This window comes from Sinorhizobium psoraleae, assembly GCF_013283645.1.
Lineage (GTDB): Bacteria > Pseudomonadota > Alphaproteobacteria > Rhizobiales > Rhizobiaceae > Sinorhizobium > Sinorhizobium psoraleae.
In genome coordinates, this window is record NZ_JABEKV010000001.1 from 679,979 (window position 1) to 703,791 (window position 23,813).

Here is a 23,813-nt window from a genome sequence, read left to right on the forward strand (position 1 = left end):
CCCGGCGGTACGATTGCGGCCGGCTTTCCTTTGCGCCGTGTCGTATTTCTCAGACCGGCGGAGGGTTGATGCGGGCAAAGCCTTCCTGCCTGTAATAGGGGAAATGCGGGTAGGGCGCCATCGTTGCGCTGACTTCGTCGAGGCGTGCCACCTGATCGGCGGAGAGCGACCAGCCGACAGCGCCAAGGTTCTGCCGGAGTTGTTCTTCATTGCGCGCGCCGATGATGACGCTCGAAACGGTCGGCCGCTGCAGAAGCCAGTTGATCGCGATCTGCGGTACCGTCCTGCCGGTTTCCTCCGCCAAGGCATCGAGCACATCGACGATGTCGTAGAGCTTGTCATCGTCCACCGGCGGTCCGAACGTTGCGGTGTCATGCAGCCGGCTTCCGGCCGGCCACGGCTCGCCGCGGCGGATCTTGCCGGTCAGCCGACCCCAACCGAGCGGACTCCAGACTAGCGCCCCGACACCCTGATCGAGGCCGAGCGGCATCAGTTCCCACTCGTAGTCGCGGCCAACCAGCGAATAATAGACCTGGTTCGCGACGTAGCGGGGATAGCCGTATCTCTCGGCGAGCGCGAGCGATTTCATCAATTGCCAGCCGGAGAAATTGGAGACGCCGACATAGCGGAGCTTGCCGGCACGCACCAGGTCGTCGAGCGTCGACAGCACTTCCTCGATCGGCGTGCCGGCGTCGAAAGCGTGCAATTGCATCAGGTCGATATAGTCGGTTCCGAGACGCTTCAGCGCCGCGTCGACGCCGCCGACGAGACGAGACCGGGATGAGCCTGCGTCGTTCGGGCCGTCGCCCATCGGAAGCGACATCTTCGTGGAAAGGATCACCTTTCCGCGGCGGCCTTTGATCGCCGCGCCGAGTACCTCCTCCGAAGCGCCATCCGAATAGACGTCCGCCGTGTCGAAGAGGTTGACGCCCGCTTCGAGGCAGATGTCGACGAGCCGGCGTGCTTCCGCGTCGTCCGTCGTGCCCCAGGCGCCGAAGAGCGGGCCCTTGCCGCCGAACGTGCCTGCGCCGAAGCTCAGCGCCGGAACCTTCAAACCGGACGAGCCAAGCCGTCGATACTCCATTTTGCAACTCCTTTGTTGTCTCAACACCTATCGAGACATGAACATGGCGCTGCTTGCCTTTTGGAGCTAGACTGCAGTTCGGAACATCATTTGTGAGTTGAAGTCATATGTCGCGACTCTCGGTCAATCGCTCGGGGGAAATGGAAGTGTTCGCCAAGGCGGTCGAGCTTGGCGGCTTCTCGTCGGCAGCGCGCCACTATCGCATGACGCCTTCGGCGGTCAGCAAACTCGTGCTCCGGCTTGAGGACCGGCTCGGCGTCCGCCTCGTCAACCGCTCCACGCGACGGTTGCAACTGACGCCGGAGGGCTGTGCCTTCTACGAGCGCACCGCCCGCATTCTCTCCGACATCGAAGAGGCCGAACGCTGTGCCGCCGGGGGCGAAATGCCGACAGGACGGGTTCGGGTGAATGTGAGTGCTTCTTTCGCAACCCATGTCCTGATGCCGCTCCTGCCGGAACTCCGGGAGCGATTTCCTGCGGTCACGCTCGACATCGTCCAGACCGATGCGGTGGTCGACCTGATGGAGGCGCGCGCCGATATCGCGATCAGATCAGGGCCTTTGAAGAGTTCGGCGCTGCTTGCCAGCAAGCTCGGCGCCACGCGAATGGTGATCGTGGCGGCTCCCTCCTATCTCGATCGGTACGGGACGCCCTCGAACATCGAAGAGCTCAACGCTCATAACCGGCTCGGCTTCTGCTACGCACGCGCCGTCGACGGCTGGCCGATCAAAGCAGACGGAGAAACGATCGTCATGCCGGCTTCCGGGACGCTGCAGGTGAGCGACGGCGAGGGGTTACGTCATCTCGCCCTTGCCGGTACCGGATTGGCTCGGCTTGCGGAATTCACGGTTCGCACCGACATTCGCGTCGGACGGCTCGTTCCCGTTCTGGAAGATCTGAATCCCGGCGATCTGGAAGAAATCCATGCCGTGTTCCTCGGCCAGGGTGGCGCGCTACCCGCGCGCGTCCGTGCCGTCCTCGATTTTCTCGCCAGGCATGCCCGTGTGACGCCGGAGCCGGTTCAGCGGGGGAGCGATCGCCGGGTCAGCGTCGAGACGGTTACAGCGTAACTCCCCACACGGGCAGGCCATTGCCGAGAGCATCGAGCGAGGGGCACTCGCGCCGTGATGCCGCCCTCGCTCACAAGGAAAGTCACGTGTCGACTAGAGCATCCCGCTTTCAGGTGGAATCATCGAAAGCGGATAAGATGCTCTAGATCCAAGTGCTAGAGCGTCCTTTGTGCGTTCGTTTGAACGCACGGCGCTCTGGGCCCGTGCGTCCGAAACTGCGCCGTCACCGTTTCGGTGCGACGAGGGCAAAAAGGGCGCCCTGTGGATCTATGCATTGGACGATCCAGGCGCCGCCGGGTACTTCCATAGGCTCCAGGACGATCTTTGCGCCGCCGGATTTTGCTCGCTCGATCGCGGCGTCCAACGCCTCGACGTTGAAATAATAGAGCCAATAAGGAGCGGGAATGTCTTCCGGCTTGGTCATCATGCCGCCGATCTGCGTGCCGTTCCAGGAGAAGATCTGGTAAGTGCCCATGTCGCCCATGTCCATGGCCTGGTCCTTGGTCCAGCCGAACAGGTTGGAATAGAAGGCGAAGGCGGTATCGAGATCGCCGGCCATCAGTTCGTGCCAGCCGACGTTTCCAGGCGCCATCTGCTCGAGAGCCTGGGGCGCCTCGCTTGTGCCCTTGAACAGCGCGAACACGGCGCCATGCGGATCGGTGACGATGGCAAAGCGGCCGACGCCAGGGATGTCATCCGGAGCGCGGTGGACGTTGCCGCCGTCTGCGGCGACTTTGGCGGCGGCCGCGTCCACGTCATCGACCGCGACGTAGCCGAGCCACGCCGGCGGGATATTCATCTCGAGCGCGCCCTCGGGCATCGTCATCAATCCCGCCACCTGCTGACCACCCATGGAGAACAGCATATATTCCATGCCGGGCATGCCGGCATCGCTGCCGCTCCAGCCAATCACGTTCTCGTAAAAAGTTTGGGCGGCCTCCGTGTCGGTCGTCATCAGTTCGTACCAGACGAATTTCCCATGCTGACCCGTCATTGTCTGTCCTCCGGTTTTGTTGGGGGATTGCGCTGCCATTCGCGGCAGCGGAACAGTGGTTTGCTTGCCGTCGACTAAGCCGCGTCGCGTTCAATGAATTCAAGCAACGCGCTTTGCATTCTTGTTTTTACGCATGTCGTTGTCCCAGAGCCGCTGCATAGTTCTGGGCGCCATGCGTCAGCGTCGGCGATATTCCGCGGCCATGATCTCCTTCCAGTTCCCGTCTTCGGTCTGGACACGGGCCGTCAGCCTGCGATGGTCGGCGTCGATGAGGGTTATCACGTCCTGATATCTGGCGGACCTGCCCGGTCTGTCGAAATCCGGCCCCTCACAGTCGAGCGTCAGCGTCTTGCCGTCGTCTTCGAGCACGCCGTCATAGATCCACATATGCGTCATCATGGAGCCGACCCAGGTGCCGACATAGCGGTTGGTCTGAGGATTGAAGCCGAGAGTCATCAATGATTGGCCGATGCGGCCGTCCGGCATCGTGCCTTGTCCTTCGCAGACGAACCAGAGACCCTGCATCGAACGGACGTTTTCCGTCCATGGCGCCTGCGACTGGCCGGTGTCGGTTGACGGTTGCGACATGACTTCCCACTCACCGAGCAGCTGTTCCAGCCAGCGGTGCTCCTCCTGCGATTCCGCCTTCATTGATCCCTCCATGGCGAGACACGGCGCTCCAACCTGGAACTCCGCGAAACGTAGCAACGCGCGGGAATGCCGATTGGTTCCTCGTTCATATCAAGCTCAGGCGCTTTGCCTAGGCGCTTCTTCGTATTCGTCGTGGCGCCGCACGAAATCCATGATCGTGCCTTCATTTCGGCCCTTGGGTGCCCGATCGAGCAGCATGAAGGTGCCGACCAGTTCCTCCAGGCCGCGAGCATAGGTGGAATAGGTATGGTAGACGGTTCCGTCCTCGTCCTTGTAGAAGGCGCTGAGGCCGGGAAGCTCTTCATAGGCGTCGCCGCTGGCGATCTCGCTGAAATTGTAGACCACCTTGTCGCCTGCGAGTTCGGCGGGTGTGAAGGACACATGGAAGTCGCGGTTGAAGTCGTTGCCCCAGGCGGATACCCAGGGGAAATGCCAGCCCATCCGCTTGCGATAGGCTTCGATCTTGGCGAGCGGCGCGTTCGAAGCCGCGATCAGTGTGACGTCGTGGTGGTTTAGATGCGGCAGCATGCCGGCGAAGTGGTCGGCGAGAAACGAGCAGCTTGGGCAGCCCGCTTCCCAGTTCTCTCCAAGCATGAAGTGATAGACGACGAGCTGGCTGCGCCCGTCGAAAAGCTCCGGCAGCGTCTTGGGGCCGGCAAGGGTTTCGAAGACATAGGACTTGTCCATCCTCACCCAGGGCAGAGCCTGGCGCTCGGCGTTGATCCGGTCTCGAAGATGAGTGTGCTCCTTTTCCAGGGCAAGAAGCGATTTGCGCGCCTTCAGCCACTCCTCACGTGACACGACGGCATGGTCCGGTCTCATGCTCTTCCTCCTCACGAAATGTAGCACTTGACTAATTACGTTGATATCAACATTACTCAACCATGTCAAAGTCGCCGCCGATACCATTTTCCACCACCCTTTTCGTGAAGGATACCTGTCTGTGCCTGCACGTGCAGCGCGCCGCCAGGGCGCTTGCCCGTCAGTTCGACGAGGCGTTGAGGCCGCTCGACATAACGAATGGGCAGTTCTCACTGATGATGTCGCTCAACCGGCCGGAACCGCCGAGCATGAGCGCGGTGGCGTCCCTCCTTGCCATGGACCGGACGACGCTGACGGCGGCGTTGAAGCCGCTCGAACGCCGCGGTCTCGTCGAAGTTTTTGTCGACTCGACCGACCGGCGTCTCAGGCGCCTGAGGCTGACGGCGGAGGGCGGGAGGTTGCTCGCGGAAGCCGTGCCGATCTGGAAGGATACGCATGAAGCGGTCGACAGGAGCCTCGGTGAAGGCGGCGCGGACCGTTTGCGCGCCGATCTGCTGGCGCTCACCTGACGGCTGGCTGGACGTCTCGCGGCCTGCTTTGATCCCGCTGCCGCGACCTTCTTCCCGCATGCCGGGAGAAGGGACAACGCCGTGCGGCCGCCTTGCCCCGCGAAAGCCGTGGATAATAAGGATGGCTTTCCGCCGAAGATCGTGCTGATCTCGGCAGCGCCGTGTCGACATGCGGTACGACATTGCAGGCTGTTCAGGCGGAGGAACGATGATGAAGACGACCTACAAGGGGAGCTGCCATTGCGGACGGATTCGTTACGAGGTCGATGCTGATCTCGAGGCCGGGACCAGCCGTTGCAATTGTTCGTACTGCTCGAAAACGCGCTATTGGGGCGCGAACGTGAAGCCTGAGGATTTCCGGCTGATGTGCGAGGAGGCCGGCATCGGAGACTATCAGTTCGCTACGATGAGCGGTCATCACCGGTTCTGCACGACTTGCGGCGTGGCGCCCTATGGCCATGGATATGTCGAGCAGATCGGCGGCGCCTTCGTCTCCATCAACATTGCATGCCTCGACGATGTCGATCCGGCCGTGCTTGCGGCCTTGCCGATCCAGTACATGGACGGGCTGCACAACAACTGGTGGAACGCGCCCGCCGAGACCCGTTACATGTGATTCAAGCGGCTCGCAACGAAAAGGCTCCCGCCGCGACGGGAGCCTTCTTGCGTTTGCGAGTTGCGCCGATCACCGGTCGCCGAGATCCCTGACGGCGCCGCGGTCGGCAGAGGTCGCAAAGGCGGCATAGGCTTTGAGCGCCGTCGTCACCTTGCGCTTGCGCTGTTCGGCCGGCTTCCAGCCCTTGGCGTCCTGCTCGGAGCGGCGAGCGGCAAGCTCGGTTTCGTCGACGCGCAAGCTGATCGTGCGGTTCGGGATGTCGATGTCGATCATGTCGCCTTCGCGCACGAGGCCGATCGTGCCGCCATTCGCCGCTTCCGGCGAAACGTGGCCGATGGAGAGGCCAGAGGTACCGCCGGAGAAGCGGCCATCGGTGATCAGCGCGCAAGCCTTGCCGAGGCCCTTCGACTTCAGATAGCTCGTCGGGTAGAGCATCTCCTGCATGCCCGGGCCGCCCTTCGGGCCTTCATAACGGATGACCACGACGTCGCCCGCCTTGATCTCGTTGGCGAGAATCGCCTTGACGGAGGCGTCCTGGCTCTCGAAGACCCGCGCAGGGCCGGAAAACTTCAGGATGCTCTCGTCGACGCCCGCCGTTTTGACGATGCAGCCGTCGAGCGCGATGTTGCCCTTGAGCACGGCGAGGCCGCCATCCTTCGAGAAAGGGTGCTCGACCGAGCGGATGACGCCCTTCTCGCGGTCGGTATCGAGATCCTCCCAGCGCGCGTTCTGGCTGAACGCGACCTGGGTCGGAATGCCGCCGGGAGCCGCGCGGTAAAAGTCGCGGACGGATTCGCTCGACGTGCGGGTGATGTCCCAACGGTCGATGGCGTCGCCGAGCGTTTCGCTGTGCACGGTCACGCAGTCGCGGTTGATGAGGCCGCCTTTGTCGAGTTCGCCGAGAATCGACATGATGCCGCCGGCGCGGTGTACGTCTTCCATATGCACATCGGCCTTCGCGGGCGCAACCTTCGACAGGCACGGCACCTTGCGCGACAGACGGTCGATGTCGTCCATGGTGAAATCGACCTCGCCCTCGTAGGCCGCGGCGAGAATGTGCAGCACGGTGTTGGTCGAGCCGCCCATGGCGATGTCGAGCGTCATTGCATTCTCGAAGGCCTGCTTGGAGGCGATCGCGCGTGGCAGGACGCGCTCGTCTTCCTGTTCGTAGTAGCGGCGTGCGAGATCGACTACCAGATGGCCGGCCTCGACGAAGAGGCGTTTGCGGTCGGCATGGGTGGCGAGCGTCGAACCGTTGCCGGGGAGCGAAAGGCCGAGCGCCTCGGTCAGACAGTTCATCGAGTTCGCCGTGAACATGCCGGAGCAGGAGCCGCAGGTCGGGCAGGCCGAACGCTCGATAACCTTTACGTCTTCATCGGAAATATTGTCGTCGGCGGCGGCGACCATGGCGTCGACCAGATCGAGTGCGTGCTTCTTGCCGTGCAGCACGACCTTGCCCGCTTCCATCGGACCGCCGGAGACGAAGACGGCCGGGATGTTGAGGCGCAGCGCCGCCATCAGCATGCCGGGAGTGATCTTGTCGCAGTTGGAGATGCAGACCATGGCGTCGGCGCAGTGCGCGTTGACCATGTACTCGACGCTGTCGGCAATGATCTCGCGCGACGGCAGCGAATAGAGCATGCCGTCATGGCCCATAGCGATGCCGTCGTCGACCGCGATCGTGTTGAATTCCTTGGCGACGCCGCCGGCCGCCTCGATCTCGCGGGCGACGAGCTGGCCAAGATCCTTGAGATGCACATGACCCGGCACGAATTGGGTAAACGAGTTCACCACCGCAATAATCGGTTTGCCGAAGTCGCTGTCCTTCATGCCCGTCGCGCGCCAGAGGCCGCGGGCGCCGGCCATGTTGCGGCCGTGGGTGGTGGTGCGGGAGCGATAGGCAGGCATGAACGTGTTCCCTTCACGGACGAAAGTCATTGCGCGTATATGGCGATCCTGGAGCGCCGGTGCAGGGTACTAGCGCAAAATTGCGCGCGCGTCATCTTTTGCGTCAGATTATTTCCGCGGACCTGATGCGATTGCCGTGTGTCGCCGCGCATTGCCGCGCCGCTTATTCCGCGTTTGCTTGCCAAGCCAATGCAACAAGTCCATTGTCATCGGGCATTCATGCCCGAGTGGCCGGGGCTTCTCCTGGGCATGGCGGACTTTCTCGAGGGTTCGTTCGAGATGAATTGTCACGAATGCGGTTACGAAATTGAGAGCGGTTTTGCGTTTTGCCCGAAGTGCGGTGCGAAACAGCAGATCCTGTGTCCCGGCTGCGGCTATTCCTGTCCGCCGCATTTCGCCTTTTGCCCGCAATGCGGCACCCAGGTCAGTGCTTCGGCGCCGTCCGTGCCCCGATCCGCCCCTTTGCCGCGGCCCCAAGTCACCGGGACGGCGTCACAGGCGGTTTCGCCGGCACGTTCGAGCGTGGACAGCGGCGCCGATCGCCGCACGGTCACCGTCGTCTTTGCCGATCTCTGCAGTTTCACCGCCCTCGGCGAACAGGTCGATCCGGAGACTTTGCAGGCGCTGCAGAACGAACTCTTCGAGGAACTGACGGAGGCAGTGGAAGCATTCGGAGGGTTCGTCGACAAGTTCATCGGCGACGCGCTGCTCGCCCTCTTCGGTGCGCCGGTGGCGCATGAGGACGATCCGGAACGGGCGCTTCGTGCCGCGCAGGAAATGGTGCGTCGGGCGGCGCAGGTGGGCGAACGCTGGCGGAAACGGATCGGCCTGCCGCTGAACCTCCATATAGGCGTCAATACCGGGCCTGTCGTCGCCGGCGCCTTCGGTGCGGGCGACAGCAAATCCTATTCGGTCACGGGAGATACGGTGAACACCGCGCAGCGCCTGCAATCGATGGCCGGTCTGGATGAAATACTCGTCGGGCCGGTGACGCACCGCCTCACGCGACATGCTTTTGCCTATGAGACGCTTGGGGCGGTCGCCTTGCGGGGCAAGGCGGGCAGCGTACACGTTCATCGTCTGACCGGGGCGCTCGAGGTGCCACGCGCGGCGCGGGGGCTTGATGCGCTCGGCCTGAGCGCGCCGCTCATCGGGCGCGACAAGGAAATCGGCCGCTTGCGCGACTGTCTTGCGCTGGCCTGCGGCGGCACGGCGCAACTGGTGCGGCTTACCGGCGAAGCCGGCATCGGCAAGTCGCGCCTCGTCAACGATTTTCTCGCCGGCCTTGCCGAAGACGCATCGTTCGCACACGTCGTCGTGCGGCGGGCGGGATGCTCTCCACTCGGCGAGCCCTCCTACGGAACGCTCGCGAAGGTTCTGCGCAGCGCCTACGGCATATCTTCGACCGACACACCGGAGCAGACGCAGGAGGGCCTGTCGCTCGGCCTCGCGGAAATCGGCTTTCCGCCCGCCGAAATCGAACAGCTCATGCCGCTCTTTTTTCATATTCTAGGCATCGGCGATCGCGATGGAATGCTGCAGCACGTCGCTCCGGAACAGGTTAGGCGACAGCTGTTCTCCGCCATCCGGACCATCTTGGAGCGGCGACTCGACCAGGCGCCGCTGCTTCTCGTCATAGAGGACCTGCACTGGGCGGACTCGGCATCGCTGGAGGCGCTCCGTTTCGCGCTGGACAGGCTGGATCGCAGGCCGCTGATGCTCTTGACGACGCAGCGCCCGGATGCCGGTGCTGACCGGCTCGCGCCCGGCCGCACCAGTCTCACCGCCCTGCGCCTCGGACCCCTATCCGCGCCCGATGGCCAACGCCTCCTCTCGGCCTTATTCGGGGAAGGCGGCCTGCCGAAGGAACTGTGTGAGCGGATCCTGCGTCGGGCCGGTGGCAACCCGCTGTTCGTCGAGGAGATTGTCCGCAGCCTGATCGACCTGGACATGCTCAGGCGCGATGATTCCCATTGGCACGTGGCCGGCGGTGAAGCGACCGTCGACATTCCGATCGGCATCGAGGCGATACTGCTCGCGAGAATCGACCGATTGCCGCAGGAGGTGCGCCGGCTGGTCCACTGCGCCGCGGTTATCGGCCCGAGCTTCGAGGCGCACCTGCTAAAGAGCATCGCTGTCGCGCCGGCCAACGTGGACCAGGGTCTGGAACTGCTTTGCGACACGGAAATCATAGAAGAGGCGGGGAGCGGGCGATCGTCGCAGACCTATCGTTTCATGCAGTCGCTGTTTCACGAGGTCGTCTATAGCAACCTGCTCGTAAAGCGTCGCGCGGAAATTCATGCGGCCATCGCCGAGGCTCTGGAGCGTCGTTACGGCGAGAACCCCCAGCGCTTCGAGGAACTGGCGCTGCTCGGCCATCACTTCAGCCAGTCGAAAGACCGGAGCAAGGGCGCACGCTATCTGATGGCGGCTGGCGATCGGGCGCGCCAGCTCTGCGCCAACGAGGATGCCATCCGCTACTACCGGCAGGCCATGGCGGCCCTTGCCGCCCTGGGCGAAGAAAGGCCGGAATGGTTCGTCGCCCGCGAGCGCGTCGCGGATCTCCTGGGCCCGGCCGGTGAGCGCGGTGCCGCGGAGGAGCATTATCGCTCACTGCTCGCCTGCGAACGCGTCTCGGCCGACCCGGTGGCCTCCGCGCGGATCCTTCGCAAGCTCGGCCATCTCCTCTGGGAGGCTGGCAATCGCGAACAGGCCCAGGCGAATTTTACCGAAGCCGCCGTTCTCCTCGCAAGGGTGGATGCGCCAGTGGAAAGCGCTTCGCTTCTGCAGGAGCGCGGACATCTTGCATTCCGCATGGGCGACTATCTTGCTGCTTCGGAGTGGGCGGACGAAGCGTTGAGCCGGGTCAAGGACCTGGCACGCGACGCCGGTGACGAAATGCGGCGCGAGGCAGCCTTGGTTACGGCGGAGGCATTGAACACCAAGGGCGTGGCGCTTGCGCGGCGCGGCCGCCGGCGCGAGGCGATCGCCGCGGTGGAGGAGAGTGTTGCCGTCGCCGAGGCGGCCACCCTGATGCAGGCGGCCTGCCGCGGGTACACGAACCTCGGCGTGCTCTATACGATCGTCGACCCGAAGCTCGCGATCGATGTCTGCCGACGCGGCCTGAACATGGCGCGGCGTGCCGGCGATCTCGGCTTTGAGGCACGGCTGCTAGCCAATCTCGCCGTCGCCTACTGTACCTTCACCGACCGATGTGCGGCCGACGGAGTGCCGGCTGCCGAGAAGGCGATCGAAATCGACCGCGCTCTCGACCAGCGCGATCATCTGCCGGTTTCCCTGCTTGTGCTCGGGCAGATATACCAATGCCACGATCAGCCGCACGACGCCCGCCGGCTTTACGGCGAGGCGCTCGATCTCGCGGTCGAAACGGGCGAAGCACAGGTCCTGTTTCCATGCTATGATGGCCTTGGAGCGCTCTGCCTCGACGCGGGAGATCTGGACGAGGCCGAGCGCTATTTTACACTGGCTCGAGACATCTGCGTGCGTCACGATCTTGATCCTGAAGCATTGGTGATATTGCCGTTTCTCGACTAAGGCAGCGCGCTTCCAGATGAAGCCTGTCGATCCGAGACAGCGGGCCTAGCCACAAGGGTTACCGCGATCGTTTGCCGCGAAGATGTCTGGCGCCGTACCGTCGCGGGAGGAGAGCAATCATGGTCGAATATCGCAGCACAGGGCCATTGCAGCCCGGCGATCGTGCGCCGAACGTCGTGCTCGACGCGATCACGCGGGAGGGCAAGATCGCCATTGACGATTTTCGCGGTCGCAAGCCGGTTTTGGTCGGCCTGTTTCGAGGCCTGCATTGTCCGTTTTGCCGCCGGCACATTGCCGCCATGGCGCAGCTCAAGGGGGCGTTGAACGAAAAGGGCGTCGAAAGCCTGACGGTTGTGAATACACCGATCGACCGGGCGCGGCTCTACTTCCGTTACCACCCCCTGCCGAACCTTCTCGCCGCGGCCGATCCGGAACGGATTTCGCATCGGGCCTTCGGTCTGCCGAATCTGGAGTTCACCGAAAACGAGGATGATTGGCCGCACAAGCTTGGCATGCCGACGGTAACGGCGATGCGCATTGACATGCCCGGCGAATTGCCCGAACCGATGAACCCGATTGTCGCCTCGGAATATCTCGACAAGACGGATGACTATGAGATCACGGATGACGATAGCCGAATGATAGCGACCGGCATGGGCCAGCTCGTCGGACAATTCCTACTCGACAGGGATGGGGTGGTGCGCTGGTGTTTCACCGAAGCGACACCGGACGGCAGCAATATGTTCCGTGCTCCGGCCCCGGAGGAGGTGATGTCGGCCGCATCGCAGGTGGCGCATTGAACCGAAATTCCGGAGCCGAATTTTGCTACGGGAGTCCCAAAGCGGTGACAGAAGGGACTATTCGCGTCGCTCTACAGCGCCGCGCGTCTTAGACGCGCAAAGGACGCTGTCGCACTTTGAATGGTTGCATGTTTCCTTAAATCGTATTCGATCTAAGGAAACATGCAGTAGGCCTCCCGCACGCCCACGGCGGCAGTTGGGGACCTCCGTCATTCCGTAAGCGATTAGGGATATGCTCTGGAGGATCTATTCAGCAACAGTCGTCGGACCTTTAACCCTTCGAAGTAGGACTTAAGTCCGTGGATCGAAGTTGCCCACGCTCCTAAACTGCCTGTGTTTTTCAGCGACGATGAAGCTGTTTTTTGCGGATTTGCCGACTTGCCGGCCTGTGCAGATAGCATGGGCCGGCTTTGTTGAATGGGTCGCCGTTGCGGCGTGTAGTGACGCCGGTGAACTCCCAGCAGGAATCGTCAGTCACCCCAATTCTCTTTCCCGTCCCTAGCCAGTGCAGCGTCCAAAGGTCTTCGGAAAGGCGGCCGACAAGGGCGTTACGCAAAAAGGCCTCTCGATTTCTCGAAAGGCCTTTCAAATCAGAAACTTGGATGGTGGGCGTGACAAGGATCTTCAGCAAAGGCATCTCATTCGTGAGATTGAAGGGGCTAGCCAGAAGCCAACTGCCTCAGCCGGGTTCCTCGTGATTTCACGGCCTGACCGATGTTCGGTCCCAATCTCTGATTGTAAACAATGCTGCCTGCCGAATGGCAGCCAGAGGCCCTCGAAATGCGTGGCGCGGCAAATAAACTGGCTCGCATCGGGCTCGTGTCCGTCCCATGTCCTTTGATTGTGATCAATGCCAGCCGCATGTTTTTGCGTATCATCCTATTTGAATAATCAAGACAATCAGTCGTGACCTGCTTGCTTGGGAGTTGAGCGTTTTCGCCGGCAATTGGATTCTCGCCGGGCCTTTAAAGAGGGAGCGCAGAGATCTAACAATCGTTGCGTCCGGCTGCGGTCAACCAATTGCAAGCCGTTCACCGCACCGGGGCAGACGGACACCCTTTTCAATGTGATGATCGTCTTTGTCCTGCATCGTCTCGAACATGATCTCCGACCGAGCACCGAGGCGATCGTGCAGTTCATCGACCGCTTCGATCCGAACGACGAGTGTGGTCGCCGATTAGAGGAGGATGCGGGGCGGATTCGCCCTCCTGGGTTAACGCGCATCGATGCGCTGCAAGCGGTGTAGCAACAGTTTCATGGGCGCATTCTGCGGCGTGCGCCTGAGACCGGAGGACGATCCGATGCGCGATTTCCAGGGTAGACGCTCCATTGTGCCGCCATCCTCGGCCAATGCTGCAAGGGCTGCTCTGAGTGAGCTTCGGCGAACCCCTCTCCTTGTGCTTATCCTCTTCGTCCCCGCCGTCATTCTCCTAGAGCAAGTATCGCCCGAGGCGCACACCTTGCTGTTCCTCCTATCGGTCGCAGCGATCGTGCCGCTCGCGGCACTGCTGAGCCGCGCGACCGAGGCCGTCGCCGCGAAATTGGGCGATACCCTCGGCGCCTTGCTCAACGCCACGCTCGGCAATCTGACCGAACTCGTGATTTCGCTCGCGGCCCTGCATGCAGGCCAGTATCTATTGGTCAAGGCGTCGATTGCGGGCGCGATCGTCACCAATGCGCTGTTCATGCTGGGCGGCGCGTTTTTCGTCGGCGGTCTCAAGCATCACCTGCAGGAGTTCAACAGGGTTAGCGCACGCTTTCAGGCTAGCCTGTTGTTCCTTGCCACGATCGCGATTCTGGTCCCCTCCCTTATCAGCGAAGTGGACCGCGTCCCCGCCGGCACCTTCTCCCAGCAACTGAGCTTGAGCCTCTCTCTGCTCCTCATCGCCGTCTATGGACTTGGCATGCTGTTTTCCCTGAAAACGCACCGGGAGCTTTTCACCAGCGGCGGCCACGTCGACGAGGATGAGAAACCGTGGCCGCTTGCGGTCGGGATCGTTGTGCTGGTTGGCGTCACGCTTTTCGTCGCGATGGTCAGTGAGATCTTCGTCGGCTCAGTACAGGTCGCTGCTCAACGTCTCGGGATGACGCCTGCCTTCGTCGGGTTCATCGTCGTAGCCTTGGTGGGCGGAGCTGCGGAAATGACAACCGCTTTCTCGGCGGCGCGCGCCAATCGCCTCGACCTCAGCGTCGGCATTGCATTGGGCAGCGCCGCACAGATCGCGCTTTTCGTCGCCCCGGTCCTGGTGCTCGTCAGCTACTTTGTTGGTCCGGAGCCGATGTCCCTGCAGTTCTGGCCCGGGGCGGTCGCAATGATGCTGATTGCAACGATGGCCGCAACGCTCTTGTCCAACGGTGGGCGCGCAGCTTGGTATGCCGGCGTCATGGCGCTGGCGGTCTATGCCATTTTCGGACTCACGCTGTTTCTCTTGCCGCCATCGGCGTGAGTTCGCAGGCATCCGCCACTCACGGTCTTGGCCCCAATCCTGCCTGGCTGTCTCCGTGAAAATGTAGACGCTGGATCACGGCCATCATCAGTGCCGTAGCCCATCCAAAAATGATCCAGCCATTGACGGCCTCGAAAGTTGCAACCTGGCGCCAGTCTTTGCCGAGAACGATGTCGCCATAGCCGACCGTCGTGAAGGTGACGGTCGAGAAGTAGAGCGCGTCATCAAAGTTAGGCAGCGCTTGCGCAAGATAATAGAAGGTTGCCCAGAGCACGACATCAAGCGCAATCGGAGTGATCAGGTAGATTATCCAGACGACGGTCACCAGCGTCGGGTAGCGAAGCAGGAAGTCTCGGCGTTCTCTTTCCAACCTTCGAAAAACACCAAGTCCGGCGGACATGAAAGATGCTTGAACGGCGACTGTTGCCGCAATGAGACCACACGCTATGGCCAGCCGAAATAGCACCCACGCCTCCACCATGGCGGATCGACCAGAACGCGCTATTGCCGCCGCCAGCAGTGTAGCAAAGACTGCCTGATCGGTGAACAGTGTCGCCAGAGCGCTAAGTTGCGCCCGGCCCGTTCTGGCAGCCGCCGGACGGGTTACCGCCTGAGGAAGGGAGTTTTTGTACCGGCTCCGCAGATTGCACTGAGAAATGAAAGAATTTGCGTGGTCTTGCCTTGTGGCAAGGCTCTGTTAGGCTTCGCCATTGCTTCAAACGCGAAAGATACAACCTTGTCGCATGTTTCGGAAGCTGAGGGGAGACGTTTCCAGCTCATCCTGATCAAGCCCTCGCACTATGATGACGATGGCTACGTGATCCGCTGGTGGCGCGCGATGATCCCCTCGAACTCACTCGCCGCGCTCTATGGCATTGCCGCTGACTGTGCTGAGCGCAAGGTGCTCGGCCCGGATGTTTCCATCGATATTACGGTGATCGACGAGACGAATACGCGGATAGATTTCCCGGCGCTTCTGCGCATGTTTAGCCGACACGACAATTTTGGCTTGGTGGCTCTTGTCGGGGTCCAATCCAACCAGTTTCCACGCGCCCTCGATATTGCGCGGCCGTTCCGCGCGGCTGGCATCCCCGTTGCCTTGGGCGGCTTTCATGTGTCAGGCTGTCTTGCCATGCTGGACAGCAAGGCCGTAGAACTCGACGCGTGCCGGGAGATGGGCATTTCCATGTTTGCGGGCGAGGCCGAGGGCCGTCTTGACGCGGTGCTGCGGGATGCGGCGACCGGCAGACTAGCGCCGATCTACAACTTCATCAACGACCTGCCCGGCCTTGACGGCACGCCGGTCCCGTTCCTGCCGAAGGAAAACGTCGCTCACACGTTCGGCCTTAGCACGAGCTTTGATGCCGGGCGCGGCTGTCCCTATCAATGTTCCTTCTGCACGATCATCAACGTGCAGGGGCGCAAGTCGCGCTTCCGTTCGGCCGACGACATCGAGAAGCTGGTGCGGATGAACTGGGCGCAGGGCGTCCACAAATTCTTCATCACCGACGACAATTTCGCCCGCAATAAGGAATGGGAGGCGATCTTCGACCGGCTGATCGAACTACGAGAGAAAGACGGTATCCCACTCGGCTTGATGATCCAGGTCGATACGCTCTGCCACAAGATCCCGAACTTCATTGAGAAGGCAAAGCGCGCCGGCGTTACCCGCGTTTTCATCGGCCTCGAGAACGTCAATCCGGACAATCTCGCCGCAGCAAAGAAGCACCAGAACAAGATCACCGAATACCGCAAGATGCTGCTTGCCTGGAAGGCGCAGGGCATCATGACGCTCGCGGGCTATATCTCGGCTTTCCGGCGGATACGCCCGAGACCATCCGGCGCGACATCGCCATCATCCAACACGAACTGCCGGTCGACATCGTCGAGTTCTTCGTCCTCACGCCGCTGCCGGGCTCGGAGGACCATCAGAAGCTGTGGAAGAGCGGCGTCGAGATGGCGGCCGACCTCAACGTCTATGATGTCGAGCATGTGTGCACGGCGCATCCGGGGATGAGCCGTGAGGCGTGGGAGAACATCTACCGCGAGGCATGGCAGCTCTACTATTCGCCCGAGCACATGAAGACGCTGCTGCGCCGCGCGGCCGCGACGGGCGTGCCGCTTGGAAGCCTCATCAAGCTGCTCGTTTCCTTTGCGACGATGGTGCCGCTCGAAAACGTCCATCCGCTGCAGAGCGGTCTTCTGCGCCTGAAGCGGCCGTCGGAGCGGCGGCCGGGCATGAAGCGGGTACATCCGCTGATCTTTTGGCCGCAGTTTATATGGGAGACGGCGCGCAAGCATGTGGCGCTCGCAGGCGCGATCGTCCGGTTGGCTGCTACCGTCTACAGGATCTCCCGCGATCCGGCTTCAAAGGTCTACCTGGATCAGGCGCTGATGCCGGTTGGAGCCGATGACGAGGAGACGCTCGATCTGTTCATCAAGACTGCCGGCGGCACGGCAGCGGTGGCGCATGTGAAGAGGGTCGCGGCGCTCACCCGTGGCACTCCGGCGGTCTAGCCACTTGCAGTCGCGATGCGCAGTTCGTCGTTTGCATCTGCTTGTGAGGTGTTTGGACACAGGGGTGCGTCAATACAGGGGCGGTAGGCTCATTTCCCTCCCAAGCCTGCGGGGTCGCGGCGCCGCTTGTGTCCCCGGCAACCTGTGGTTACCAATGATAGATTATGCGACTTCGAAGCCAAAGCTGGTACACTGCCGACAGAGGTTTCGTTTGAGCCTTGGCCCCGTCTCCGCCCTGCTCCTTCCTTCATGTCGGAGCGCCAAAAGTGCCTTCGACCCTGCAGTACAAAGGTCGATGTTGGGCCACTAAAGACACAAGTTCTGAAGCGCGCGATACTCAAGGATCTCGATGCCGCGAGCACCGTATAAGTTGATAATGCGCTTGTTCTTCAGCTTCGTAAGCGAACGCGAAACGGTCTCGATCGTCAGCCCGAGATAGTCGGCGACATCGACGCGGGGCATGGATAGTTCGAACCTATGCGAATGACCCGAACGATCCGACATTTCGAGTAGGAATGCCGCGACCCTTTCGACGGCGCTTTGGCGGCCAATGACCAATTGGTGTTCCTGAGCCGACAGGAAGTTCTCCAACACCGCTGGCAACAAACCCTGCCAGATAAGCGGATCTTCGTGGAGGCTGACGCTCTTTACACCAGTGACACCTATCGCTTCGGCGTTGGAACGGTGCAGGTCCTCATTTTGCAGACCGAACCAGTTTCCTCCGAAATGGAATGCAAGAATTTGTCGTCGGCCGTTCGCAAGCACGCGGTACACGCGAACGGCCCCGAATTCTACTCGGTAGGCCTGACCGGCCCTTTCCCCGGAAGAGTAAATGCTTTGTCCGTTGACGAAGCTGCTGATCGGCCTCGACTCGACTTCCCCTTGCGTATGCGGCCCCATGGGGACGGTACCTATGAATCTCCCCGAGTGAGCCAATATTGACGTATGCATTATTCGACTCCCAATACTGTGCCCTTGCCTTACAAGAACCCTGATCCAGCGGATCTTCCTTGTGTTCTGCGCGCTGAACAGCGAGCAGACCGTTCGGACGCCGGCTCCGACGCCCAGGTAAAGCGGCAAACTCTCTAATTAGATGAGACCTTTCGCCGGCCCGAGCGCCTGCTCAATCTCTGCCGCCAGGCTCTCTACCAAGCTCCTGAACTCCGCGCGGCGCTCCTCGCGTACGTGAAAAGGAAGCTGATCGGCGTGAGCAAGCGCGTTTTCAGCGGCTGCGAAGTCCTCGCACATCCCCCTGAAGCTCTCGTCGCGGATCGACAACTCCCTGATCTGCAACGAGCGTGCAGGAAACCGACGCAAGGCCGCTGCCAGGCCGTGTTCCTCGTCACTCCACCCTGATCGCCCGTTCATTTCGCTCCACCCCTCCGAGCTCGAAATGAAATACAACTTTAATACATCGGTCTAATATATATTGCGCTTTGACCGGGTGCGGACGTAAGATACGGGAGCTTACAGTACCGCTGGACACAAGCTTGCGTTGTGTCGATTGGGGGCGGACATGGTAGCAGACCAGCGGGGCGTCCGGGTCGAACCGACAACTGCTCCTCGAGAACATCCGAAAGGAGGTCGCCTTGCGAATTCGTCGTCCTGAGGACCAACAGCACTTCATCGAAGGTTTGCGAGAGGCGGGCGTATCGGTCCCCGAAAATTGAGTCTGAACAGGCCTCGAGCAAAGGACATTCGCTACAGTGATGCGCCCCACGTAAATGGTCACGTCTGGCGCGGCAATCGTGAAGACTCAGGCAGTGACTTTTCCGGCACCGCACCCGAATGCATCCAGATCATCAGCAAATCATGGAAGACACTAAGGACGATCGGCCCCAGGAACAGGCCGATCAGGCCGTAGGAGAGCGTGCCGCCGAGCACCCCTAGCAAGATGACAAGCGTTGGCGTTGAAAGCCCGCGCGCCACCAAGATCGGTTTCATAACGTTGTCGATGATAAAGAGCGGTGTCAGCAAAAGTGTAAACAAGACTGCCGGGCCGAAGTCCATCGCCACCCAGGCCCAGATTATCACGGGTAGCAAAACCAGCGCCGGCCCGATCTGAACGATGCAGAGAATGAGCACGACGAAGGCGATTGCACCGGGTGCAGGAACGTCGAACAGGCTCAGCACCAATGCACAGAGAAACGCCTGCAGCAGCGCAACGCCAATAACGCCGCGTGCCACATTGCGAATCGTTGCCGCCGCCAGCCGCACGAACCCGACGCCCCTGTCCCCACCCATCCTGCTGGCGAAGCCTTGCGCAGTCTCCGCGAGCCGCTCTCCGGATCCGAAAAGAAATCCGGCAACAAGCACGGAAACCACGAAGCCGAGCAAGTCGACGCCGATACTCGCGATCTTGCCGAGAGCCTTGCTCCCCGCCTGCAGCAGCGAAGGCTCGAGTTGCCTTAGAACAGCCTCAAGATTGCCAGACGCCATACCCCAGGCAGCATAAATGCGCTCGCCGATCATTGGCCAATTGCGAACACTCTCGGGGGGTACTGGTATCAGCAACGAACCATTGTCTAGTCTTGCAAGCAGCGCTTGGACTCCTTCGGCAAAGCTGACGGCAATGGCCGCAAGCGGACCGACGATGACGGCCAGACAGACCACCGTGATCAGGACCGCTGCCAGCCGAGGCCGGGTGCCGAGCATGGCTGCAAGGGCGGCGTGGGCCGGATAAAGCGCGACGGCCAAGATCGCTGCCCAGACGAGAATGATCGCGAATGGGGCGATTAGCGTCAGGGACCAATAGGCGAAAAGCGCGACTATGCCGATCCTGACAATCTCGGTGATCTTTGCCTCGATGGATGATCGACCGGTTGGGTCACCTCGGACCGGACTCGTTCGGGATGGATCGTCATCCATTCTCGCCTCACTTTTCCACGCAGCAACGCAAATCAAAGCCAAAACGTCCGCGGCCTGCCGCAACGCCGTCGCTCAGGGTGCAGTTTCGGCGAACATTGAACTGAAGGACGCCGTCTCCCGCATGCTCCGCCTCAAGCGTGGCGGCGAGTGCGCCTCATGCAACGCGCTCTTGGAGATGGTACGCCGCCTGCGACCACGTTGCAGTAACATACCGTAGCATACGTCATTCGACGCTTACAGATGCCATTGAGGCAGTTCACCATCGAGGCTAATCGAGCGACCCTGTCACGTGTCGACTTTGACTGCGATCAATGCCAGCGGAGCATATTTTCGCGTATCATTCCATCGGGAGTTAAATATTTTCGCGAAGCAATTGAGTTTACGGCCGGCCTTCAGCAAAGAGGAGTGCAGAGATGGAAGAGTCGCATCCGGCCGCGGTCGACCATTTGCCGCCTTTCATAACCGCGCCAGGGCAGACGGACGTCCTTTTTACCGTGATGCTCGTCTTCGTGCTACTGATGGTCTTCCTAGTCGGCATTCTGTATCTGCGGCTGCACGCCCTGCCGGAACACATGGCGCATGGCGCCAGCAAGGGGCAGTTGCAGATCATCGGCGTGCTATGTTTGATCGCGCTCTTCACCCACAATCATCTGTTCTGGATCGCCGCGCTGCTGCTCGCCATGGTCGAATTTCCGGACTTTTCCTCCCCTGTGAAGTCGATCGCCCGCTCGCTCGCCAGGATTGCCCGCCGCGACGAGAGGGCGGACACGCGTGGGCCGCAACAGAGCGGAGCGACGACGACATCCGAGTCGCCGCCGAATGCGCCGCCATCCAGGGCGCCGCGCTCGAACGAGCCGCAATGGGTGCAACTCGAAGCCCCGCCGTTTCCTGGCGACGACAAGATCGAGCGAAGGGGGTGAGCCATGCTGGAATTCCTGATCTGCTCGATGCTCACAATCTTTCCCGACTTTCTCTTCCGCCGCTACGTCCAGGGCAAGCGCATCGGCCGCGAGATCAATCTCTATTCGATGTGGTTCGAGCTGCGCTACGGCATCACCGCCTGCGTGATCCTCACCGTGTCGCTGATCACGATGATCTTCTATTTCCACCCTTCGACCAGCAATGTCACCGCCGTCTTCCGCACCGTCACCATCCTGCCCGAGTCGACTGGCCGGGTGGCCGAGGTCTATGTCGGCCTCAATGAGAAGGTCGCGGCCGGCGCACCGCTTTTCCGCCTCGACGATGCCCAGCAGCGGGCGGCGCTTGAAACCGCACGCCGGCGCGTCGCCGAAATTGAGGCGCAGACGACCGTGGCGCAGAGCGAGCTTGCCTCCGCCGACGGCCTGATCGCACAAGCGCAGGGCGCCTACCTCCAGGCGCTGAATGAACTTCAGACGCAGGTCGAATTGAACCAGCGGAACGCCAACATTGTCTCGAGGCGGGAAATCGAGCGGCTGCAGGTTGCCGCCGACGGCCGCAAGGGCGCGCTCGCCGCCGCCGTTTCGAACAAGCAGACCCTGGAGACGAAGATCTCCTCGCTCCTGCCGGCGCAGAAGGCAAGCGCCGAGGCGGCACTCGCCCAGGCTCAGGTGGACTTGGACAAGACGACGGTGCGCGCCGGCGTCGCCGGCACCGTGCAGCAATTTACCCTTCGGCCCGGCGACATCGTCAATCCGATGATCCGCACCGCGGGCGTCCTCGTGCCCGAACAGGCCGGGCGCGTGGCACTTGTCGCCGGCTTCGGCCAGATAGAGGCGCAGGTGATGAAGGCCGGGATGATCGCCGAGGCGACCTGCATCGGCAAGCCCTTCACCATCATCCCGATGGTCGTCACCGAGGTGCAGGACGTCATCGCCGCTGGCCAGTATCGGCCGACGGACCTGCTCGTCGACGCCCAGCAACTGGCACGCCCGGGCACACTGACGGCTTATCTGGAGCCGCTCTATCAGAGTCAGTTCAGCGGCATTCCGCCGGGAAGCAGTTGCATCGCCAATGCCTATACCAGCAATCATGACGCGCTCCATGAGCCCGGCATCAGCACGCAACGCTGGCTGTACCTACATGTCATCGACGCCGTCGGGCTGGTGCACGCGGCGATCCTCCGGCTGCAGGCGCTGCTCTTGCCCGTCCAGACGCTCGTCCTGACAGGTCACTGATCCGGAGGCAACGGCATGGGGCTGACCCTTTCTCGCCTACCGCTGCTTGCGAACCTTGCCGGTTACCGGGCGGGCTGGTTGCGCAGCGATGTCTCTGCCGGGCTCGCGATAGCCGCAGTCGGCTTGCCGAGCGCCATCGCCTATCCGGCCATCGCCGGCCTTCCGCCGGAGACTGGGCTTTACGCCAGCATCACACCCTTGATCGCCTATGCCCTCGTCGGTCCCTCGCAACGCCTGATCGTCGGGCCGGACGCCGCGACCATGACCGTGCTGGCTGCGGTGCTTGCCACGGTCTATGCTGTTCCGGGCGTAACCGAGGACAGGGTCGCGGTGGCGGCCTTGCTTGCGCTCGCCGTCGGCGCGCTGTGCCTGATCGCGCGCGCGGTGCGGCTCGGGGTGCTTGCGACCTTTCTGTCGCGTCCGATCCTGATCGGCTTCTTCGCCGGCATTTCGCTTTCGATCCTGATCGGTCAGATAGACCGGGTCACCGGCATCGACATCGAGGCTGATGGCCTAATCGCTCCCATCCTCGAACTTATCGCCAAGGCGGCCGCGATCCACTGGCCGTCGCTCGCATTGGCGGCCGCGTCATTCGCGCTGCTGCAGGCAGCGCGCATCATGCAATCGCCAATACCCGGGCCGGTACTGGTTGTCGCGCTGTCCGTGCTCTTGTCCGCCCTTTTCGATTTCGAAGGGCACGGCATCGCCGTCGTCGGCGACATCCCCGATGGCCTGCCGTCCTTGACGCTGCCGTCGATCGCGGGCCTCCCCTTCCAGTCGCTCCTGCTTGGCGCCGGCGCCATCTTTCTGGTGAGCTTCGGCTCCGGCATCATCGCCGCCCGCAGTTTTGGGGCCAAGGGCGGCTATCTGGTTGATCCCAGCCGCGAGCTAGAGGGTTTCGGAGCGGCGAATATCGCCGCCGGGCTCTTCGGAACCTTTCCCATCACTGCTTCGGACTCGCGCACGGCGGTGAACTTTACCGTCGGTGGCCGGACGCAAGTCGCAAGCATAGTTGCCGCCGCTGCCCTCATGGCGGTCCTGATGTTCTTTGGCGACGTCCTGCGCATCCTGCCGATCCCCACGCTCGGCGCGGTGCTGGTGGCGACAGCGCTGAGCCTCATCGATGTTGCCGCCCTGAAGGAGATCTGGCGCATCAGCCGGATGGAGTTTCTTTTTGCGATCATCGCAATGCTCGGCCCAATCAGTTTCGGCGTGCTGGAAGGCGTCGTCACCGCCATTGCCGCGACGCTAGTCTACATTTTACGCAAGACGATGTTTCCGCGTGACGCGTTGCTCGGCCGGCTTGCCGGCCACGACGGCTTCTATAAGCTCCATCGCAACCAGGCGGCGCGGCCGGTGCCCGGTCTTGCCATCTTCATGGTCCAGGGCAGCCTGCTGTTCTTCAACACCGACTACGTCCGGGAGCGTCTGCGTGCCGTGATCGACGCGTTGCCTGCCAATACCCGCTGGTTCGTCATGGATGCGAGCGCGATCGCCCAGATCGACAGTTCGGCGGCCGCGATGCTCGACGAGGTTCACGACGATCTCGGCCAGCGCGGCATCGCGCTTGCGATCGCCGAACTGCATTTCGAGGCGCGCGAGATCCTTGAACGGGCCGGCGTGATCGCGAGAATCGGCACCGGGATGATCTTCGAGGATCTGGACGACGCCTTGGCTGCCTTCGAGAAAGGCGGCACCACAAGGGCGGCGCAGTAGGACCGACCGCCTGCCGCACGAATAGTAACTGTTGAAACACAACGGCAATTGGAGATGGGAGGATAGCATGGTCAAGAATGGCAAGAACGGCAAAAAAGCT

At 61.8% G+C, this 23,813-nt stretch carries 20 protein-coding genes and 1 pseudogene; 11 read left to right on the plus strand and 10 right to left on the minus strand.

Annotation, left to right across the window (positions count from 1 at the left end; translation table 11 throughout):
• Positions 1–49: 49 nt before the first annotated feature.
• Positions 50–1,084, minus strand: a complete 1,035-nt coding sequence (locus ILFOPFJJ_RS03050) for an aldo/keto reductase (protein ID WP_173509094.1) — start codon at positions 1,082–1,084, stop codon at positions 50–52.
• A 107-nt stretch (positions 1,085–1,191) separates the two neighbouring features.
• Here ILFOPFJJ_RS03050 and ILFOPFJJ_RS03055 point away from each other — a divergent pair, with 107 nt between their 5' ends.
• The gene (locus tag ILFOPFJJ_RS03055; protein WP_173509095.1) at positions 1,192–2,154 is read left to right on the plus strand and encodes a LysR family transcriptional regulator; all 963 of its coding nucleotides are present in this window, start codon (positions 1,192–1,194) and stop codon (positions 2,152–2,154) included.
• 223 nt (positions 2,155–2,377) lie between these two features.
• On the opposite strand, the gene ILFOPFJJ_RS03060 is transcribed toward ILFOPFJJ_RS03055, so the two are convergent.
• From ILFOPFJJ_RS03060 to ILFOPFJJ_RS03070, 3 genes are all read right to left on the minus strand, one after another.
• Entirely contained in the window at positions 2,378–3,148 is a 771-nt protein-coding gene (locus ILFOPFJJ_RS03060; protein ID WP_173509096.1) for a VOC family protein, read from the minus strand.
• Positions 3,149–3,325: 177 nt separating this feature from the next.
• Positions 3,326–3,799 (minus strand): DUF1579 domain-containing protein, encoded by a 474-nt coding sequence (locus ILFOPFJJ_RS03065; protein WP_173509097.1) that lies wholly within the window; start codon positions 3,797–3,799, stop codon positions 3,326–3,328.
• Between the two features lie 96 nt (positions 3,800–3,895).
• Positions 3,896–4,621, minus strand: a complete 726-nt coding sequence (locus ILFOPFJJ_RS03070; RefSeq protein WP_173509098.1) for a DUF899 domain-containing protein — start codon at positions 4,619–4,621, stop codon at positions 3,896–3,898.
• 62 nt (positions 4,622–4,683) lie between these two features.
• Here ILFOPFJJ_RS03070 and ILFOPFJJ_RS03075 point away from each other — a divergent pair, with 62 nt between their 5' ends.
• Entirely contained in the window at positions 4,684–5,130 is a 447-nt protein-coding gene (locus tag ILFOPFJJ_RS03075) for a MarR family winged helix-turn-helix transcriptional regulator (RefSeq protein WP_173509099.1), read from the plus strand.
• A gap of 211 nt (positions 5,131–5,341) precedes the next feature.
• A complete protein-coding gene (locus ILFOPFJJ_RS03080; protein WP_173510137.1) occupies positions 5,342–5,746 on the plus strand; it encodes a GFA family protein in 405 nt (134 codons plus the stop codon).
• A 69-nt stretch (positions 5,747–5,815) separates the two neighbouring features.
• Here the strand turns inward: ILFOPFJJ_RS03080 and ilvD are convergent, their stop codons facing one another.
• Positions 5,816–7,654, minus strand: a complete 1,839-nt coding sequence (gene ilvD, locus ILFOPFJJ_RS03085) for a dihydroxy-acid dehydratase (RefSeq protein WP_173509100.1) — start codon at positions 7,652–7,654, stop codon at positions 5,816–5,818.
• Between the two features lie 279 nt (positions 7,655–7,933).
• Here ilvD and ILFOPFJJ_RS03090 point away from each other — a divergent pair, with 279 nt between their 5' ends.
• Complete coding sequence (locus ILFOPFJJ_RS03090; RefSeq protein WP_173510138.1) at positions 7,934–11,209, plus strand: adenylate/guanylate cyclase domain-containing protein; 3,276 nt, start codon at positions 7,934–7,936, stop codon at positions 11,207–11,209.
• Between the two features lie 119 nt (positions 11,210–11,328).
• A complete protein-coding gene (locus ILFOPFJJ_RS03095; protein ID WP_173509101.1) occupies positions 11,329–12,009 on the plus strand; it encodes a peroxiredoxin-like family protein in 681 nt (226 codons plus the stop codon).
• Between the two features lie 340 nt (positions 12,010–12,349).
• On the opposite strand, the gene ILFOPFJJ_RS03100 is transcribed toward ILFOPFJJ_RS03095, so the two are convergent.
• Positions 12,350–12,640, minus strand: coding sequence for a hypothetical protein (locus tag ILFOPFJJ_RS03100; protein WP_173509102.1), 291 nt, complete (start codon positions 12,638–12,640; stop codon positions 12,350–12,352).
• A gap of 438 nt (positions 12,641–13,078) precedes the next feature.
• Here ILFOPFJJ_RS03100 and ILFOPFJJ_RS03105 point away from each other — a divergent pair, with 438 nt between their 5' ends.
• Together ILFOPFJJ_RS03105 and cax are read left to right on the plus strand one after the other, a co-directional pair.
• A complete protein-coding gene (locus tag ILFOPFJJ_RS03105; RefSeq protein ID WP_173509103.1) occupies positions 13,079–13,255 on the plus strand; it encodes a hypothetical protein in 177 nt (58 codons plus the stop codon).
• 55 nt (positions 13,256–13,310) lie between these two features.
• On the plus strand, positions 13,311–14,456 hold the full coding sequence (gene cax / locus ILFOPFJJ_RS03110) for a calcium/proton exchanger (protein ID WP_173510139.1): 1,146 nt from the start codon (positions 13,311–13,313) through the stop codon (positions 14,454–14,456).
• A 19-nt stretch (positions 14,457–14,475) separates the two neighbouring features.
• On the opposite strand, the gene ILFOPFJJ_RS03115 is transcribed toward cax, so the two are convergent.
• Positions 14,476–14,937 (minus strand): potassium channel family protein, encoded by a 462-nt coding sequence (locus ILFOPFJJ_RS03115; RefSeq protein WP_173509104.1) that lies wholly within the window; start codon positions 14,935–14,937, stop codon positions 14,476–14,478.
• Positions 14,938–15,192: 255 nt separating this feature from the next.
• On the opposite strand from ILFOPFJJ_RS03115, the pseudogene ILFOPFJJ_RS03120 reads away from it, so the two are divergent.
• Positions 15,193–16,973 (plus strand): annotated as a pseudogene (locus tag ILFOPFJJ_RS03120) (B12-binding domain-containing radical SAM protein).
• A 306-nt stretch (positions 16,974–17,279) separates the two neighbouring features.
• Here the strand turns inward: ILFOPFJJ_RS03120 and ILFOPFJJ_RS03125 are convergent.
• The 3 genes from ILFOPFJJ_RS03125 to ILFOPFJJ_RS03135 all read right to left on the minus strand — a co-directional run bounded on the left by ILFOPFJJ_RS03125 (position 17,280) and on the right by ILFOPFJJ_RS03135 (position 19,841).
• Positions 17,280–17,924, minus strand: coding sequence for a helix-turn-helix domain-containing protein (locus tag ILFOPFJJ_RS03125; RefSeq protein ID WP_173509105.1), 645 nt, complete (start codon positions 17,922–17,924; stop codon positions 17,280–17,282).
• 138 nt (positions 17,925–18,062) lie between these two features.
• Complete coding sequence (locus ILFOPFJJ_RS03130) at positions 18,063–18,341, minus strand: hypothetical protein (protein ID WP_173509106.1); 279 nt, start codon at positions 18,339–18,341, stop codon at positions 18,063–18,065.
• Between the two features lie 360 nt (positions 18,342–18,701).
• Entirely contained in the window at positions 18,702–19,841 is a 1,140-nt protein-coding gene (locus ILFOPFJJ_RS03135) for an AI-2E family transporter (protein WP_173509107.1), read from the minus strand.
• Between the two features lie 413 nt (positions 19,842–20,254).
• Between ILFOPFJJ_RS03135 and ILFOPFJJ_RS03140 the strand changes: the two genes are divergently transcribed.
• Genes ILFOPFJJ_RS03140 through ILFOPFJJ_RS03150 form a run of 3 tightly spaced genes read left to right on the plus strand, consistent with a single transcriptional unit; the run spans position 20,255 to position 23,713 of the window.
• Positions 20,255–20,761 carry a hypothetical protein gene (locus ILFOPFJJ_RS03140; protein ID WP_173509108.1) on the plus strand — a complete coding sequence of 169 codons (507 nt, stop codon included), beginning with the start codon at positions 20,255–20,257 and terminating at the stop codon, positions 20,759–20,761.
• 3 nt (positions 20,762–20,764) lie between these two features.
• Complete coding sequence (locus ILFOPFJJ_RS03145) at positions 20,765–21,997, plus strand: HlyD family secretion protein (RefSeq protein ID WP_173509109.1); 1,233 nt, start codon at positions 20,765–20,767, stop codon at positions 21,995–21,997.
• 15 nt (positions 21,998–22,012) lie between these two features.
• A complete protein-coding gene (locus ILFOPFJJ_RS03150) occupies positions 22,013–23,713 on the plus strand; it encodes a SulP family inorganic anion transporter (RefSeq protein WP_173509110.1) in 1,701 nt (566 codons plus the stop codon).
• The last annotated feature ends 100 nt before the right edge of the window (positions 23,714–23,813 follow it).